Source organism: Marinospirillum minutulum DSM 6287 (assembly GCF_000422325.1).
Classification (GTDB): domain Bacteria; phylum Pseudomonadota; class Gammaproteobacteria; order Pseudomonadales; family Halomonadaceae; genus Marinospirillum; species Marinospirillum minutulum.
The window spans coordinates 185,906-201,496 of the sequence record NZ_KE383818.1; the positions used below are offsets into that span (position 1 = coordinate 185,906).

General features: G+C 42.2%; 16 protein-coding genes and 1 pseudogene. 10 read left to right on the top strand and 7 right to left on the bottom strand.

The window, feature by feature from the left end; all coding sequences use genetic code 11:
• Positions 1-201 precede the first annotated feature (201 nt).
• Positions 202-729 (top strand): annotated as a pseudogene (locus tag H571_RS14920) (alpha/beta hydrolase); the annotation flags it as partial.
• Entirely contained in the window at positions 730-855 is a 126-nt protein-coding gene (locus tag H571_RS16225; RefSeq protein WP_281167283.1) for a hypothetical protein, read from the top strand.
• A gap of 106 nt (positions 856-961) precedes the next feature.
• Here the strand turns inward: H571_RS16225 and H571_RS0110410 are convergent, their stop codons facing one another.
• The 7 genes from H571_RS0110410 to H571_RS0110440 all read right to left on the bottom strand — a co-directional run bounded on the left by H571_RS0110410 (position 962) and on the right by H571_RS0110440 (position 7,686).
• Positions 962-1,564 (bottom strand): hypothetical protein, encoded by a 603-nt coding sequence (locus H571_RS0110410; protein ID WP_027849254.1) that lies wholly within the window; start codon positions 1,562-1,564, stop codon positions 962-964.
• 252 nt (positions 1,565-1,816) lie between these two features.
• Complete coding sequence (locus tag H571_RS0110415) at positions 1,817-2,683, bottom strand: response regulator (protein WP_027849255.1); 867 nt, start codon at positions 2,681-2,683, stop codon at positions 1,817-1,819.
• A 2-nt stretch (positions 2,684-2,685) separates the two neighbouring features.
• A complete protein-coding gene (locus H571_RS0110420; protein WP_027849256.1) occupies positions 2,686-2,985 on the bottom strand; it encodes a hypothetical protein in 300 nt (99 codons plus the stop codon).
• 4 nt (positions 2,986-2,989) lie between these two features.
• The gene (locus H571_RS0110425) at positions 2,990-4,396 is read right to left on the bottom strand and encodes a sensor histidine kinase (protein WP_027849257.1); all 1,407 of its coding nucleotides are present in this window, start codon (positions 4,394-4,396) and stop codon (positions 2,990-2,992) included.
• A gap of 18 nt (positions 4,397-4,414) precedes the next feature.
• Complete coding sequence (gene argA, locus H571_RS0110430) at positions 4,415-5,731, bottom strand: amino-acid N-acetyltransferase (protein WP_027849258.1); 1,317 nt, start codon at positions 5,729-5,731, stop codon at positions 4,415-4,417.
• Positions 5,724-6,986: an inorganic phosphate transporter gene (locus H571_RS0110435; RefSeq protein ID WP_027849259.1), complete on the bottom strand. Its 1,263-nt coding sequence runs from the start codon at positions 6,984-6,986 to the stop codon at positions 5,724-5,726. The genes argA and H571_RS0110435 overlap by 8 nt, the downstream gene beginning before the upstream one ends.
• Before the next feature lie 19 nt (positions 6,987-7,005).
• Positions 7,006-7,686, bottom strand: a complete 681-nt coding sequence (locus tag H571_RS0110440) for a TIGR00153 family protein (protein WP_027849260.1) — start codon at positions 7,684-7,686, stop codon at positions 7,006-7,008.
• A gap of 122 nt (positions 7,687-7,808) precedes the next feature.
• Between H571_RS0110440 and H571_RS15570 the strand changes: the two genes are divergently transcribed.
• The 8 genes from H571_RS15570 (at position 7,809) to H571_RS0110485 (ending at position 15,518) form a co-directional block, all read left to right on the top strand.
• On the top strand, positions 7,809-9,230 hold the full coding sequence (locus H571_RS15570) for a CYTH domain-containing protein (RefSeq protein ID WP_051168286.1): 1,422 nt from the start codon (positions 7,809-7,811) through the stop codon (positions 9,228-9,230).
• 302 nt (positions 9,231-9,532) lie between these two features.
• Positions 9,533-10,525: a hypothetical protein gene (locus H571_RS0110450; RefSeq protein WP_027849261.1), complete on the top strand. Its 993-nt coding sequence runs from the start codon at positions 9,533-9,535 to the stop codon at positions 10,523-10,525.
• Between the two features lie 1,133 nt (positions 10,526-11,658).
• A complete protein-coding gene (locus H571_RS0110460) occupies positions 11,659-12,300 on the top strand; it encodes a hypothetical protein (protein ID WP_027849262.1) in 642 nt (213 codons plus the stop codon).
• Between the two features lie 16 nt (positions 12,301-12,316).
• Complete coding sequence (locus tag H571_RS0110465) at positions 12,317-12,592, top strand: helix-turn-helix domain-containing protein (protein WP_027849263.1); 276 nt, start codon at positions 12,317-12,319, stop codon at positions 12,590-12,592.
• Positions 12,593-12,800: 208 nt separating this feature from the next.
• Complete coding sequence (locus H571_RS0110470) at positions 12,801-13,760, top strand: RpnC/YadD family protein (protein ID WP_027849264.1); 960 nt, start codon at positions 12,801-12,803, stop codon at positions 13,758-13,760.
• A 174-nt stretch (positions 13,761-13,934) separates the two neighbouring features.
• Entirely contained in the window at positions 13,935-14,219 is a 285-nt protein-coding gene (locus H571_RS0110475) for a BrnT family toxin (RefSeq protein WP_027849265.1), read from the top strand.
• Positions 14,206-14,442, top strand: a complete 237-nt coding sequence (locus H571_RS0110480) for a hypothetical protein (RefSeq protein WP_027849266.1) — start codon at positions 14,206-14,208, stop codon at positions 14,440-14,442. Before H571_RS0110475 ends, H571_RS0110480 begins: the two co-directional genes overlap by 14 nt.
• Positions 14,443-14,570: 128 nt before the next feature.
• Positions 14,571-15,518: an Rpn family recombination-promoting nuclease/putative transposase gene (locus tag H571_RS0110485; protein WP_027849267.1), complete on the top strand. Its 948-nt coding sequence runs from the start codon at positions 14,571-14,573 to the stop codon at positions 15,516-15,518.
• Positions 15,519-15,591: the final 73 nt, after the last annotated feature.

The following is a 15,591-nucleotide window of genomic DNA, read 5'->3' on the forward strand; positions in this document are numbered from 1 at the left end:
AAAAACTTCCTTTTTTGGCTGCATATTAAAATTAGCAGTAATTAAAGAGGATTTTGCATGAGCCAGCTAGATGACAGCACCACAGAAACCCAAGATGTTATTCGAGTTAACTGTAACGGACAAATAGATTTAGCATGGTTAAAATTCTTTTAAAGTTATTGGTTTCCTTCACGTGTAGAAGAACCGCCCAAGCCAAAAGGTTTAATTTATTACCTACATGGCAATGCAAAAAATCTCAGCACCCACTTTATGGGCATGACTTGGATAACCAACCACGGCTGGGAAGTGTTTATTTTAGATTACCGTGGTTATGGTATTTCTGAAGGTAAACCCAGTATTGCAGGCGTACACCACGATGCTTATATGGGCTTAAAGTGGGCAATTACTAAAGCTAAAGAACAACAACTACCCTTAGTAGTGCTAGGGCAAAGCATAGGTGGAGCAACAGCAGTTACCCTAGTGGCTAATGCTACAGCAGAAGAACAAGAGCAAATAAGTGGCTTAGTAGTCGATAGTGCTTTTTCAGGCTATCAGCGAATTGCAAGAGAGAAACTAAGCAGTAGTTGGGTAACTTGGGCTTTTCAATACCCCCTCTCTTGGACAATTACCGACCGCTACAGCCCAGAAAAACAACTAAACAAACTACCTGCAGACTTACCTTTATTGTTTTTGCATAGCTGTACAGACCAAGTTATTCCCTGCTCGCATAGCCAGCGTTCATACCAGTAAGTGCAAGAACCTAAAACCTATCTAGAAGCACAAGAAGGCAGGCATACAGAAATGCTTAGCCAACTTAAATGGCGTAGAGAGCTAGTGGCTTGGTTAGATGCTTATGTATCAGACGCTTTGGACTAGAAGTAAACTTTATAAAAAAATACCCAAATCAGCATGGATAAAAAAACCGATAACCCCTAGCTGAATTGATAATTCAAGTAGGGGTTATCGGTTAGCTTATTGAAAATTAAAACTTATATGCTAAGCCAACGCCAGCGCTAATAATGCTGCTACTCATTGAAGTAGTTTCTGTATAGCAGGAATAGCTGTAATAGCTGGTGTAATTACAATTGTATTCTTCAACATCTTGCCAAACAATGCCTTGAAACTGTAATTGTAAATCTAACTCTAAGTTTTCAGTTAGGTCAATTTTAGTACCACCCATTGCTTGAAAAGAAACACCAGATTGTTTTTCATCGGGTACTAGTGGAGCCTCTTTAAGGCTATACACACCAAAACCTAACCCCCAGTAGGGTTTTACTTTTTCTTCTGTGTAAACAAACTGCCAATCAAGACGAAAGCCAGTTGCTTTTGAAGAGTAGTTACCTACATCAACCTTCATATTATCAAAAGTAACTAGAAAGCGATTATTTTTATTGTTTTTAGTGCCAATATAGAAAGAGGTGGTGCTGGTATCTAAGTCTAAACTTATAGATTCCCAATCATTCTCTAAGTCTAAATCTGCACTTAGGCTTTTGCTTATATTTGCGCCAATAATAAGATCTGCATGGCTAGTTACTGGTAAAGCGACAACAAAAAAAATAGCGGTTATTAATACTCTTTTAATCACAGTTAGTCCCTTTTATTTAATTGCAAAAATGCAAAGGTATTTTATTCCAGTATTTTTTTTTGTCAAAAAAAATGCCTATCATTTAGTCTAGTAACTAAGTGATAGGCAAAGTTGTTAGGAATACCTTGATCTAGATTGGTTTTAACTAAGATTTACTTAAAATAATAAGTTACACCTGCAAACAAGCCTAGGTCACCTTTAAAAACCAGATTCTCAGCTAAATAGTTGTAGTTAAATACTGCTTGGGTGGTACTACTTTACACTTTTAGCCTCTTCCTTAAATCTTGCTGCTTCCAGCCCATGTTTATTTAATAACTTATAAAAATCCGTTCTGTTTCTACCTGCTAATTCAGCGGCTTTGGTTACCTTACCTTCAGCCAGGCGAAGCACTTTAATTAAATAAGCTTTTTCAAACTCTGCCCTTGCTTCGCTAAGGTGGGGTAGGTCGGTTGTTTCATCGGTTAAAATTCGGTTTACTAATTCCGCAGTAATCATTGGCTGGTTGGTTAAACCAGCGCACTGTTCAATAACACCCTGTAGCTGGCGCACACTACCAGGCCAGGGGGTTTTAGCTAGCAGCTCTAAGGCTTCAGGTGCAAAGCCGTTGGCTTGGCTTTCTAGGCGGTTGGCTGCTTCATTAAGTAGCTGTTTGGCCATTAGCTGCACTAATAAAGGGCTGCGGTTAAGTACATCTGGGTAGTCTTTGTTGCTGGTATCAACAGGTCGTGTACCTTTTAGCTCATCTATTAAGCTGAAGAGTTGATTTTTATCTACCGGTTTAGTTAAAAAGCCTGCTACACCACAGCGGGTAGCTTGTACTGCATCGGGAATAGTGCCGTGGGCGGTAAGAATAATAACCGGCAAACCTGGGTAGCTTTGTTGAATTTCTTCAAATAAAGCCAAGCCATCCATTTCATCCATACGCAAATCTGAAAGAACCAAGTCTGGCGTAAACTGTTTTAAAATTTCTAGTGCTTCTGGCCCACTTTCTGCGGTAACTACCTCGTGCCCGGCACTTTCTAAACGTAATGAAAGCAATTTAAGCAGGCTTAGGTCATCGTCTACCAATAATAGCTGCGCTGGGTGTTCGCTTACTTTTGTTTCTGGAAGAAGTTTCATAATTAATTACTCTGGCGTTGCTTACGTTCGTGCAAACTTCGCTCTATTGCAGTTAGGGCATCTAACTTGGCTTTTAGCTGATCGCGCTCTACTTCAAGTTGGTGCAGCTGCTTTTTAGCCAGCCCTAGTTCAGTTTTTAAAACTTCCATGTCTTGCTGCAAGGCTAAGCGTTGTTCTTCATCACACACGCAAGCGTTATTCTCACTGCTGGAAGGTGCAGTATTTTTCTGGGGTATAAATTCACAACCTGCTAGGAGTGTAAGCATCAAAGCATAAAGAAAAAAATGTTGGTATTTGGACACACGCTTATTCCTGTATTGTACTTGTTGGCCAGTTTAACCTAAAAACGATGCAGTTTTTTTGCGAAGTTTTTAGCACTAATTGGCCGCCATGAGCTTTCATGCAATCTGCAGCTATAGATAAGCCTAAACCAGACCCTTTAACCGCGCCCTTGCGGCGACTGCTGCCTTGGTAAAAGGGTTCAAATAATCTAGCCTGCTCTTGGGGCGGAATAGCCTCCCCAGCATTTTCGACTTCTATCCACTGGTTGCTAGCAGTAATACCAGCACGAAGGTAAATGGGTTGACTCGTATCACCATAGTGTAAAGCGTTGGTTAATAAGTTATCTAACGCACTGCGCAATAATGAAATATCACCCGTTAGTTTTAACTTCTCTTCAGGTAATACTAGCTGCTGTTTTCGCTTTTCTAACAAAGGTTGCCAAGGTTCTAATAATTGCCCAACCAGTTGCTGTAATTTTATTGGTGCACTAGCTAGCTGCTTTTTACCTTGTAGCAGGTTGTAATCAAGTAGTTGTTCTATAAGTTGTTGTAAGCGTCGGCTATTTTGTTCTAAAAGCCCTGTTACTTCCTTTTGTGAAGGGGTAAGCCCACCCAAGACTTCTTCATGTAATAAATCACCTGCCTCACGAATACTGGCTAAAGGTGTTTTTAACTCATGCGAAATATGCCGTAAAAACTGAGCTTTTTGTTGTTCAATTTCATTAAGTTGTTCTTCTAACCAATTTAAGCGAAGGTCTAGCTGTATTAATTCAGTGGGTCCTTTTTGTAAAGGCTGCGTTTTTTTATTGTTATGCGAATTAGCTAAAGAACCTATGCGTTTTTGTAGGTAATCAATGGGGCGCAATAACCGCCAAGTAAAATAAATAACCAATAAAAGCGATAAGCTAACCAGCAATAAAAATTGCCAAATTAACTGTTCTTGTAAAGCTTCTAGTTGTTGTTGCATGGCTTGTAAACGTTTATCTACGCTTTGTTGTGTTTGGCTGGTTAGGCTATCGGTTAAATCGACTAGCTGAGAAAAATACGCAAAGCCAGAAAAAACTTCAGGTTGTTCATTTAACAAGGCTTCAAGCGATTCTTGTGCAGAAGTAACAGGAAAGAGTAGGTAAGGCTGTTTTACTAGCTGTTCAAAGCTGCTGAGTTGGCTAGTCAGTAGCTCTAGCAGGGTAGGGTCTTCAACAACCAGGTATTGGCGGCTAAGGCGTTCCATATCTAAGGCAAGGGTTTGTAATGACTGAGAGCGGCGGGTAAAGGCAACGGCTTCTCGAGCTGTTAAACCAGCTTGGGTAGAAAGTTCACGGTAAGCGCTGGTTGCCTGCACCACCAGTAACACCAAAGGCAAAACCACCCCAGCAAAACCTAATAAGACTAGCTGCATTAGGGAAAGGTTAGCGGGGCGTAGCAGTTTCATTTTATCTAGCCTTGCAGTTTATAGCGCCTTGCAGAATACCTGTGAGTTACGCTGCCAGTTATAAAGTGCTTGGCGAGCTGCGGGTAGTTGTTCTACCTGTGCTGGGGCAAAGCCTCTTTCTAAAAACCAGTGGGCGGTATGGGTTGTTAGTACAAAAAGCTGGTTAATGCCAGCCGCACGGGCTTGCTTTTCAATGCTCTCTAATAGCCTGTCGCCACGTTGGCTATGGCGGTATTCAGGATGAACCACCACACAAGCTAATTCCGCTTGGTGAACTTCAGGGTAGGGGTAGAGGGCAGCGCAGGCGATTATACTGCCATCTAAGTCAATAACAGTAAAACGCTCTATTTCAGCTTCTAGCAGTTCACGAGAACGTCTAACTAAAACGCCAGACTCCTCTAAAGGGCGCAATAAGGCCAACAAACCACCCACATCTTCAATTTTAGCCCCACGCAGGGTTTCATACCTTAGCTGAGTAATCAGCGTGCCATCACCATCACGGGTAAAAAGTTCATGCAGCAAAGCACCCTTGCGCTTGTAGCTAAGCAGGTGCGTTCTAGCCACACCCTTACGACTGGCATTACAAGCCGCTTGCAAGTGCCTTTTTAATAGTGGTTGGTCGGTTAAACCTTCTAATAAGACTTCAGCATCTTGAGGGCTGAGGTCACGTATTAAGTGCCCGTCTGAATCTTTTAACCCTTCTGCTGAACCAAAGAGAATAAGTTTATCGGCTTGCAGTTGAGTCGCAACCTTGGTTGCCACCTCTTCGGCATCTAAATCAAAAGCTTCCCCCGTAGGCGAATAGCCCAAAGGAGGGAGAAGCACTAACATGCCTTGATCTAATAAAGACTCAAGGCTTCTAACCTGCACCTTGCGTACTTCACCGCAAAAATGCATATCCACGCCCGCTCTAACACCCAAGGGACGAGCCGTAATTAAATTACCGCTCATCACCCTTAAACCTGCGCCATGCATGGGTGAATTAGCTAAACCCATAGAAAGCCGCGCTTCTAGCTCGGCACGCAAGCTGCCTACGCAAGCCAATACCGCAGGTAGGCGTTGTTTATCAACCAGTAAGCGCCCTTGGTGTTCTTGCCAGGTTAAACCACGAATACCCAGCTCTTCGCCCACTTGAGTACGCGCCCCATAAGTAATGACAAGGCGCACTCCCAAGGAATTTAATAAAGCAATGTCGGTAATCAGTTCACGCAGGCCAGCCGAACTTAAGGCATCACCATCTAGGTGAATAACAAAAGTACGCCCACGGTGGGCGTTAATGTAAGGTGACGCATTACGAAACCAATTAACCAACAGGTCTGGGTTGAGCTTAGCCAAAAGAAGCCTTCAATATAAAGAAGATAATGACCGATAAAATAGCACCAGCAGGCAGGGTGACTAACCAAGATGCAAAAATACTACCCACCACCCGCATATTAATAGCCGCTAAACCGCGTGCCAAGCCAACACCTAAAACAGCACCCACTAGGGTGTGAGTGGTAGAAATGGGCATACCTATACCAGAAGCCACCACTACCGTAGTAGCAGTTGCTAGGGTTGCGGCAAAACCACGGCTAGGGGTTAGCTCGGTAATGTTAGTACCCACTGTGGCAATAACACGGTGACCATACATAACCAAACCCGCCACTATACCGCCACCACCAATCAGCAGTACCCAAGAAGGGGTGTTAACCTTGTCTAACACTTCACCACCGGCTTGAATAACACCAATAATGGCCGCTACAGGGCCTATAGCGTTGGCAACATCGTTAGAGCCATGCGCAAAAGCCATAGCACAGGCAGTAAACACCATTAAAAGAGCAAAAACTTTTTCTACGTTTTGAATTTGTAGCTGCCCATTATTGGCATCACGCTTAATGCTCTTTTTCATATAAACACCTAAAGCAGCTAAAACTAAGCCAGCAATCACTGAATAAAGCATGGCTTCACTGCTGTTAATGTCTAGGCCAAGGTGCTTAAAGCCTTTGGTGAAGGTAACCGAAGCAACAATAAAACCAACAATAAAGGTATAAAAAGGCACGTATTTTTTAGCCGCAAGAAAAGGGTCTTTGGCTTCAAAAATAAGTTTTTGCAAGCTTTTAAACAGCAAAAAGCCCAGCGTACCCGCCATTAAAGGCGAAGTAATCCAGCTCATGGCTATACCGGCAACACCACTCCAGTACACCGCATCTACAGAAATACCAACCGCAGCAAAACCCACTATCGCACCCACAATAGAATGGGTAGTAGAAACCGGCCAACCTTTATAACTAGCAATAAGCAACCAAATACCCGCCGCTAATAACGAAGCCAACATGCCGTAAACTAACAGTTCAGGCCTATCTGCAAAGCTACTGGTATCAACAATGCCTTTACGAATGGTGGAAGTAACCTCACCACCAGCCAGCCAAGCACCTGCAAACTCAAAAATAATGGCAATAATAATGGCTTGTTTAATGGTAATGGCTTTAGAGCCAACCGAAGTACCCATAGCATTAGCTACGTCGTTAGCACCTATACCCCAAGCCATAAAAAAACCAAACAAACAGGCTAGAAGTAAAAAGCTGTTGCCGTGTTCAAGAATAATAGACATAAAAAACCTTAAAGCCGGGTTAACGAGCCATCATAATTTGTAAACGACCACCCACACGTTGCGCGCGGTCTGCTAAATCACCCACCCAGTCAATTGCCTTATAAAGGAAAATAACATCCACAGGTGGCCATTCTTTTTCTAGTCTAAACAACTGAGCGCGTACTTGAATTTCCAGTTCATCCGTATCCTGCTCAAGTTTATCTAGCGTTTTAATCATCTTAGATAGCAAATCAGTTACCTGACGGCCAAAACCAGAACCCAGCAACTTGTCTATTTCATTAATGGTACGCTGCGCTTGTTCTACCGCTAAAATACCGCTGTTAATAAAACCCAACATAGGCTCAGCCATAGATTCAGGAATTTGCATTTTACGGCCCAGCATTAAACCGGCAATGTCTTTAGCCTTATTGGCAATTTTATCTTGTTGGGCAACCAGTTCTAATAAATCACTACGCGAAACCGGCATAAATAAACTATTAGGCAAGCCCAAACGAATTTCACGCTTTAAGTCATCGGCTTCTTGCTCTAATTTGCTGATACGCTTACGCACTGCTTTGGCCTCTACCCAATCATTAGCAAGTACCGCAACCATAAAAGGTTGAAGTAGCTCTGTAGCAGCATAGGTTTTGTCTATATGCTCTTGTAATGGACCAAAAGGTGAGCGTCCAAAAAGCATCGAAAGGGGATTGTTAGTTGTCATACTTGCGTACCTTAAAAGTAGTACCTTAAAAAAGGAATCGGAATGCAATTGGCAGGCATTATAAAAGTTGCCCTAGTCTAATGTCACAGTCTTTTAACATAAATATGAGGTAAGGGGGACTTATGGCAAAAGAAATAGAACTAAAACTACGCGTTAGGCAGGCTGACTTTAAGCTATTAGAAGCACAAATGCAGCAGCTAAAAGCAGAACCCCAAGGCGTAAGGCGGTTAGAGAACACCTACTTTGATACACCTGAATTACACCTTAACCAAGCAAAATCAGCCCTGCGCCTAAGATTTAACGCCGAAGATTGGGTGCAAACCCTAAAAACCAGCGGCACTAGCTTAGGTGCATTAAGTGAGCGGGGCGAATGGGAAATGCCCCTAGCCGAAGGGCAGCTTAAATTAGAACTTTTTCCAGAAGGCTTAATTAACCCAGAATGGCAAAACCAACTAGCCCCACAATTTAGCACCAACTTCACTCGCCAAACGTGGGTTTATAAAGATGCCACCAGCACACCACCCACAGAAATAGAACTAGCAGCAGATTTAGGGCAAGTCACCCTACCCAGCAAAAAAGGCAGGCTGCCCGTTGCCGATGATGCCCTAAGCGAACTAGAGCTAGAATTAAAACAGGGAAACCCAGCCAGCCTATTTAAACTGGCTAATCGGTTAGCAGCAAACCTAGTGGTGCACTTAGGCGTATTAAGCAAAGCAGAAAGGGGTTTAAGGTTGTTAAAGGGCATAGACTTTACAAGGCAGCAACCCCAGCCCCTGTTAAACAAGCCCAGCGTTAGCTTTACAGATTTAATAAACCTAGCCAGCCAAGAAGTGAATCAATGGGTTCTAGCCCATGAAAACTGGGCCTTTAATGCCAATGAAGACGAAGTGCTTTTAGCCCACCGCGCTTTATTACGCCTACACGCGCTATTGGTAATGGCACAGCGCCTCTGCTCTGAATCACAGCTTCAGCCTGCTATCGCTGCGGTTAAAAAATTGCTGCATAGTTTTTTGCCCTGGGTAAAAAGCTGTTGGCAAGATAAAGCGCTGCAAAAGCTAACACTCACCGGCCCGGCTGCTGAATGGCGTTCTTTAAATTTGCACTATGCTTTAAGGCGCAGTGAATACCGACGCTTGTGGTACAAAAACTGGGTAGGGCAAGCCAGCCTGCTAATTACTGAAAGCCTGTTTGCAAGCCAAAGCCTACAAGCCTGCACAGAAGAAAATAAAGCAGCCTACCTTTTGCAACAAGCCATAGCCAAGCTGGGTTTACCCCAACAACCCATGCAAGTTACAGTTTGGTTAGACCGCTACCCTTCTTTAGTAAGAGTGGAATTACTGCTAGCCACACTAGAACCCCAAGCCAAAGAAAACCTACAGCTAATAAAGCAAATGCAACAAGCCATAGAAATTTTAAGTGGCTACCAGCAACTGCTAGCCATAAAAAATTTACCAGAAGACCTAGGCAAACAACTACTAGCCGAACAACAGAAGTTGCTTATGCAGTTAGGCAGGTTGGCGCAGAGTTTGTGGGTTAAACCCTAGTGATAATAACCAGTAATAATAAAATATGAATAGTATGTTTTTGTGTTAGCAAGCTTTTGTAGATTAATCAGCTAAGCTAGGTTAATTAGCGGTAAGTAGGTGATATAAATCAAGTTTTATAAGCAGTTTAACAAGCTGGTTTTTCTGCTAATACTTTAGTCTAGTAATAACCTAGCAGGTGATTGACAAGGCATAAATAAGCATGAGAGTCTGCATCTCAGCGGTTAGGGATAACCCAAAGCCGCAGCTTGAACCTAAAACTATAGTTTTCGATTTAATAATAAATAAAAGGTAAAAACGCTATGAAATTGCGCCATAAAATTGCAGGTACCCTTGCACTACCCCTAGCCCTAGCGATCGCTTCTACTGCTAATGCAGCAACAGTTTATGATGATGAAAAACAAACCCTAAAAATTGGCGGTTTTGTTGCGGCGCAAGCTTATTGGGAAATGCCAGATGCTGGTGAAGTTAACTACGGCATGGATTTAGGTACTTCGCGCCTAAATGTAACTCATACTAGCAAAACCTCTGCTGGTGATATTACTTTTATGTACGAGCAGAATATTGCTAACAACACTTTACGTCATGCGGTAATCATGTACGACGGTTGGGTTGCAGGTCAAACTTGGTCTATGTTTGCTAACCTTAACGGCCTAGGTGAAACCCTAGATGCTAACGGTAATGCCATTACTTCTTCTTGGGCGTCTCGTAGAGCCATGCTAGGTAAGAACTTTAGCCTAGGTGAGGGTATGTCAGTTGGTGTCGCGTTTGAAGAAAAGGGTGATAATGCTGGTAATCCAGGTAATGCTAGCCCTATGCCCGACCTTACTGCTAACTTTAAAGCTAAGGTTGGCGGAGTAGGTTTATTTGCTGCGGCTCAGCTATACCAGGTTAATGATGCAACTGATCCAAAAGCTTCCGAAGGTAAAGCCCGTTTCACAGCTAGTGCTGCGGTACCCATCGCTGACGTGGTGACTGTTAAAGCAGCGTTAACTTCTGATACAGATAAATATAATGCAGTTTCTGTATCGGGTCAGTTTAAAATCACTGATCAAGTCCGTACTAACCTAGTTGTTGAGAGTTATATGGATGATGGTAAAGACAAAGATTACACCCAGGTTTGGGTAAACGCTATTTACCGTATGCAGTCTGGCCTAGAGTGGGGTGCAGAAGTTCAAATGGTAAGTGGAGATACTGCTACTGGTGGCGGTGCTGCAGTTGTCTCCCCTGCTGCTGGTGCAGGTGTGGTAGATGGTGATATGGCTTTCCGTTTACAAGCTAAATACGCTTTCTAAGTATTGGTTTAAACCGGTAGCTTTCGCCTAGCGTTAGTAACACAACCCCCGACTTGCAAAAGCCGGGGGTTTTATTTCACCTAAAATGTAGACCAACCCTTTGTAGATCACCCCTTGTAGGTCGGGCTTTAGCCCGACAAGGTTTTATATTTATCCGTGTAATCCGTGGCTTCAAATGTAGGCCGTCTTTTAGGTCGGGCTTTAGTAGCTTTCGCCTAGCCTTAGAAACACAACCCCCGACTTGCAAAAGCCGGGGGTTTTATTTCACCTAAAATGTAGACCAACCCTTTGTAGATCACCCCTTGTAGGTCGGGCTTTAGCCCGACAATTACCCCCCCTATCTATCCGTGCAATCCGTGGCTTCAAATGTAGGCCGTCTTTTAGGGCGACAATCCCCCTACCCCTATTTATCCGTGTAATCCATGGCTTCAAATGTAGGCCGACCCTTATCTATTCCGTAGGTCGTCCCTTTAGGGCGACAAGGTTTTGTAGATATCGAAGCCTCAGGTCTTGGTTTTTCAGGACGCTGTGAATACTTCTGACCGCCAAGGATGGCGGAAATGCAGTTTTTGCAGGAGCAAAAAACTGCCCTGTAAGCTCAACTGCTGCATCCTTGCAGCAGAAGCCTGAAAACCACAAGCCCCTGATGCTAAGATTTAGCTGCACCAAAATTGTAGATTTGTAGGTCGGCCTTCAGGCCGACAAGTTGGGCTAAAGCCGCAACCTACAAAACATGCCTCCGTGTTTATCCGTGTAATCCGTGGTTAGAGCCTGTGCTTTCTTGCGACATCACACCACCTGTATAATTAATGAAATAAGTTTGAAAACCAAAGCATCCACTAGTTCATATCTAACTAACTTAGGGCTAGGGTTTAATAAAAACTAGCTACTTGTTGGTATTTGTTAGGTAGTGTATATTTAATTGTAGCTGAGGTTGATTATGGTTAATCAAGTTGATTTGCCTGTATTTGATAAAGCAGGTTACCTAGAAAGTAAAGAAGATATTGCTGTCTATTTAAATTAAATACTCAAAAAAATATGGTTTGTTACTAGTAAGTAAGTACTCTTCGTGTATTTTTGGGTGTGATCCAGGCTGTATATAATTAATTACTAAAATACAAAAGGGATATCCTATGTTTAAAAATCTCGATTTAATTTTGAAGGCTGAAGTTCCTCTAATTGGGGTTGGAGTAGTTGTTATGATAATTTTATCCAATTTAAGTTATTTTATTTTTTATATTATAAATATAGATAATGTAAGGATTAAAAAATTAAAGGAAGCACTGGAAGGTGGTCATGTTAAGGGGCTGACTAAGTGCTGCTTTGAAGATAAGTTGGAAACGGAGTACTTTAAAGATGCCTTTGGAGTAAGCCTTGGAAAGTATGGGAGAGAAGAACTCATTAAGGCTCATACTCATGCTAGCACCAATGAAGAAGTAACATTTTTGAGTTTTATAAAAGCACTTCCGCATATTAGCTACAAAAAAGGAAAGCTTGTCATTGAAATTTCATTATTTAATAATTTTTATTATTATTTTCATTTGTTAGGCGGAATACTTCTTGCTGTCTTTGGAATATTCTTAGTTTTAGTGCCTGTAATAACTAACTCATATGATCTAAATAGCTTGTTTTTTTATTTATTGATTGGGATGTTTTTTATGCTTGCAGCAGGATTTATGGTCAAGCAAACATCTTCTGTTTATTCGGCTAGATTGGTTAGACCGTATCTTTTGCGATACAATCATGACAAAGAATTGAAATTGATTGAAGGGTAAATAATCAGTAAATTAAATGCTGGTGAGCGTACAACAGATGGATGAAATTATTAAAGGTGAGCGTGCGCCTTCTCGTGAGTTTCATATTGACGCTATTGAAGTTAAGGGTATTCGCAAAGCAACTGGATTAACTCAGGATGCTTTTGCCCGACATATTGGGATTGAAGTGGCTACGCTGCGCAACTGGGAGCAGGGGCGACGCGAGCCAACGGGTCCAGCTAAGGCACTGTTAACTGCACTTAAAATTGACCTCAAGCTCGTGATACAAGCACTGATGCCTACTAGAGGATAATATCTAACATGCTAAACCCTAGCTTCGGGCTACCTTTGTAGATTTTTTAGGTCAGCTTTTAGGCTGACTTTTGTTGGCCTAAAGCCGCAACCTACAAAACCCTTCCGTGTTTATCCGTGCAATCCGTGGCTTAGCTTTTCTCCTTCCTAGCGAAAACCCCACCCAGCTGCTAAGTTTAACTAACACAAAACACTGGGAGGGAACCTTAATGAACGATAACAACCCAAGCCAACAACCAGCAGCTAGAACAGACCACGACAGCCCTTGGAAAGTAGCTTTACAAAAATATTTTAAAGAATTCCTACAGCTACTATTTACCGACATTCACGACAAAATAGACTGGACTAAAGAACACAGCTTTTTAGATAAAGAACTGCAACAAATTACCGCCGATGCCCAAGTAGGCCGCCGTTATGCTGACCAACTCATCAAAGTTTATGCCAAAGACGGCAGTGAAGAATGGGTGCTAATTCACATTGAAGTGCAAGGCAGCAGCGAAAAAGCATTTGCGGAACGAATGCACACTTATTGGTCACGCATTAAAGACCGCCACAAAATGAAAGTTTTAAGCCTGGCAGTATTAGCCGACACTAACCGCAATTACTTGCCAGACACCTTTAACTTCCACCACTGGGGGCTTAAACTAGTATTTTCATACCCAATAGCCAAGCTAATTGACTGGGAAGCCAACTGGCAAGCCCTAGAAACCAGTGACAATATTTTTTCCCATGTGGTCATGGCACAAATTAAAGCCAAACGTGTCAAAGACAGTGAGCTATTATTAAGCAGTAAAGTAGGTTTAATCCGCAGCCTTTTTGAACGTGGTTATAGCAAAGAACAAGTTGTAGAATTATTTAACATCTTAGATTGGATGATAAAACTGCCAGCACCACTCGAGTTAGAGTTTAAAACCTTGGTAGACCAAATCCAAGAGGAGAAGAAAATGCCTTACATTAATACATTCGACCGCTTAGCAATTCAACATGGCCGACAAGAAGGACTTCAAGAAGGCCGTCAAGAAGGCCGTCAAGAAGCAGAAGAACGTGCTTTACAAGAAAAGCTCACTTCTGCTCGCCAACTGTTATCACTCGGTGTACTTAACGAAGAGCAAATAGCTGAAGTATTAAACCTACCACTAGAGAAAGTTACCCAGTTAGCTAGTGAGTAACGAAGCTTACTTAACAAAAAAATGTAGGTCGACCCTTCAGGGAGACAAGTTGGGCTAAAGCCCAACCTACAAACCACCCATCGTATAATCCGCGGCTAACAATTTAAAATGCTTCTTTGTCAACCAAAGATAAAACAGGCTATCCTATACTTAAATAAAAGCTGGGTAAGGCTAATGAGATTTGAATGGGATGAACAAAAAAACAAAATAAACATTGAGAAGCACGGTGTTAGCTTTAAGCAAGCTGTAGAAGTTTTTGATGACCCCTTGCATCTTGCATTGCTTGATTACCGTTATAGTTATTTTGAAGAGCGTTGGATTACGATAGGTAATACAGTGAACCAAAAGCTCTTAGTTGTGGCCAACCTGTTTTTTACAGAAGAAGGTGAAGAAGTGATAAGAATTATTTCTGCACGAAAAGCCACAGTGTTAGAGAGGAAACAGTATGAAAAATCTTGACCAGCATATTGGTGTAGAAGACTTTGAGCTAGAAGATGAATATGATTTTTCTGAAGCTGTTCGAGGACGTTTTTACAAGCCTCATAAAGTAGAAGCTACTTTAAATTTAGACAATGATATTTTTCTCTTCTTGAAGAAAAAAGCAGCTGAAGAACACTTAGATTTTCATTCGTTAGTAAACCACTTGTTAAGAAAAAGCCTTAGAAAACCCTCTGCATCATAATGTTTGAGTCTTAATCCCTATTTATCCGTACCAATCCGTGGCTTAGCTTTTGCCCTTACCTCTTACCTAGCGAAAACCCCACCCAGCTGCTAAGTTTAACTAACACAAAACACTGGGAGGGAACCTTAATGAACGACAACAACCCAAGCCAACAACCAGCAACTAGAGCCGACCAAGATAGCCCTTGGAAAGTAGCTTTACAAAAATATTTTAAAGAATTCCTACAGCTATTATTTACCGACATTCACGACAAAATAGACTGGACTAAAGAGCACAGCTTTTTAGATAAAGAACTGCAACAAATTACCGCCGATGCCCAAGTAGGCCGCCGTTATGCCGACCAACTCATCAAGGTTTATGCCAAAGACGGTAGCGAAGAATGGGTGCTAATTCACATTGAAGTGCAAGGCAGCACCGAAAAAGCATTTGCCGAACGAATGCTAACCTATTGGTCACGTATTAAAGACCGCCACAAAATGAAAGTTTTAAGCCTGGCAGTATTAGCCGACACTAACCGCAATTACTTGCCAGACACCTTTAACTTCCACCACTGGGGGCTTAAACTAGTATTTTCTTACCCAATAGCCAAGCTAATTGACTGGGAAGCCAACTGGCAAGCCTTAGAAACCAGTGACAATATTTTTGCTCATGTGGTTATGGCACAAATTAAAGCCAAACGTGTCAAAGACAGTGAGCTATTATTAAGCAGTAAAGTAGGTTTAATCCGCAGGCTTTTTGAACGTGGTTATAGCAAAGAACAAGTTGTAGAATTATTTAACATCTTAGATTGGATGATTAAACTACCCGCACCACTCGAGTTAGAGTTTAAAACCTTGGTAGACCAAATCCAAGAGGAGAAGAAAATGCCTTATATTAATACATTCGAACGTTTAGCACGCCAAGAAGGGCTTCAGGAAGGCCGACAAGAAGGCCGTCAAGAAGCAGAAGAACGTGCTTTACAAGAAAAACTCGCTTCTGCTCGCCAACTGTTATCACTCGGTGTACTTAACGAAGAGCAAATAGCTGAAGTGTTAAACCTACCACTAGAGAAAGTTACCCAGCTAGCTAGTGAGTAACGAAGCTTACTTAACAAAAAAATGTAGGTCGACCCCCTAGGTTGGCCTTCAGGCCGACAAGTTGGGCTAAAGC

Excerpts from the sequence above, each read along its gene's own strand:
- H571_RS0110415 (WP_027849255.1), bottom strand. The coding sequence starts at position 2,683 with ATGAAACTTCTTCCAGAAACAAAAGTAAGCGAACACCCAGCGCAGCTA.
- H571_RS0110475 (WP_027849265.1), top strand. The coding sequence starts at position 13,935 with ATGAGATTTGAATGGGATGAACAAAAAAACAAAATAAACATTGAGAAG.
- H571_RS0110425 (WP_027849257.1), bottom strand. The coding sequence starts at position 4,396 with ATGAAACTGCTACGCCCCGCTAACCTTTCCCTAATGCAGCTAGTCTTA.
- H571_RS0110435 (WP_027849259.1), bottom strand. The coding sequence starts at position 6,986 with ATGTCTATTATTCTTGAACACGGCAACAGCTTTTTACTTCTAGCCTGT.
- H571_RS15570 (WP_051168286.1), top strand. The coding sequence starts at position 7,809 with ATGGCAAAAGAAATAGAACTAAAACTACGCGTTAGGCAGGCTGACTTT.
- H571_RS0110465 (WP_027849263.1), top strand. The coding sequence starts at position 12,317 with ATGCTGGTGAGCGTACAACAGATGGATGAAATTATTAAAGGTGAGCGT.
- H571_RS0110450 (WP_027849261.1), top strand. The coding sequence starts at position 9,533 with ATGAAATTGCGCCATAAAATTGCAGGTACCCTTGCACTACCCCTAGCC.
- H571_RS0110460 (WP_027849262.1), top strand. The coding sequence starts at position 11,659 with ATGTTTAAAAATCTCGATTTAATTTTGAAGGCTGAAGTTCCTCTAATT.
- H571_RS0110440 (WP_027849260.1), bottom strand. The coding sequence starts at position 7,686 with ATGACAACTAACAATCCCCTTTCGATGCTTTTTGGACGCTCACCTTTT.
- H571_RS0110485 (WP_027849267.1), top strand. The coding sequence starts at position 14,571 with ATGAACGACAACAACCCAAGCCAACAACCAGCAACTAGAGCCGACCAA.
- H571_RS0110480 (WP_027849266.1), top strand. The coding sequence starts at position 14,206 with ATGAAAAATCTTGACCAGCATATTGGTGTAGAAGACTTTGAGCTAGAA.
- H571_RS0110470 (WP_027849264.1), top strand. The coding sequence starts at position 12,801 with ATGAACGATAACAACCCAAGCCAACAACCAGCAGCTAGAACAGACCAC.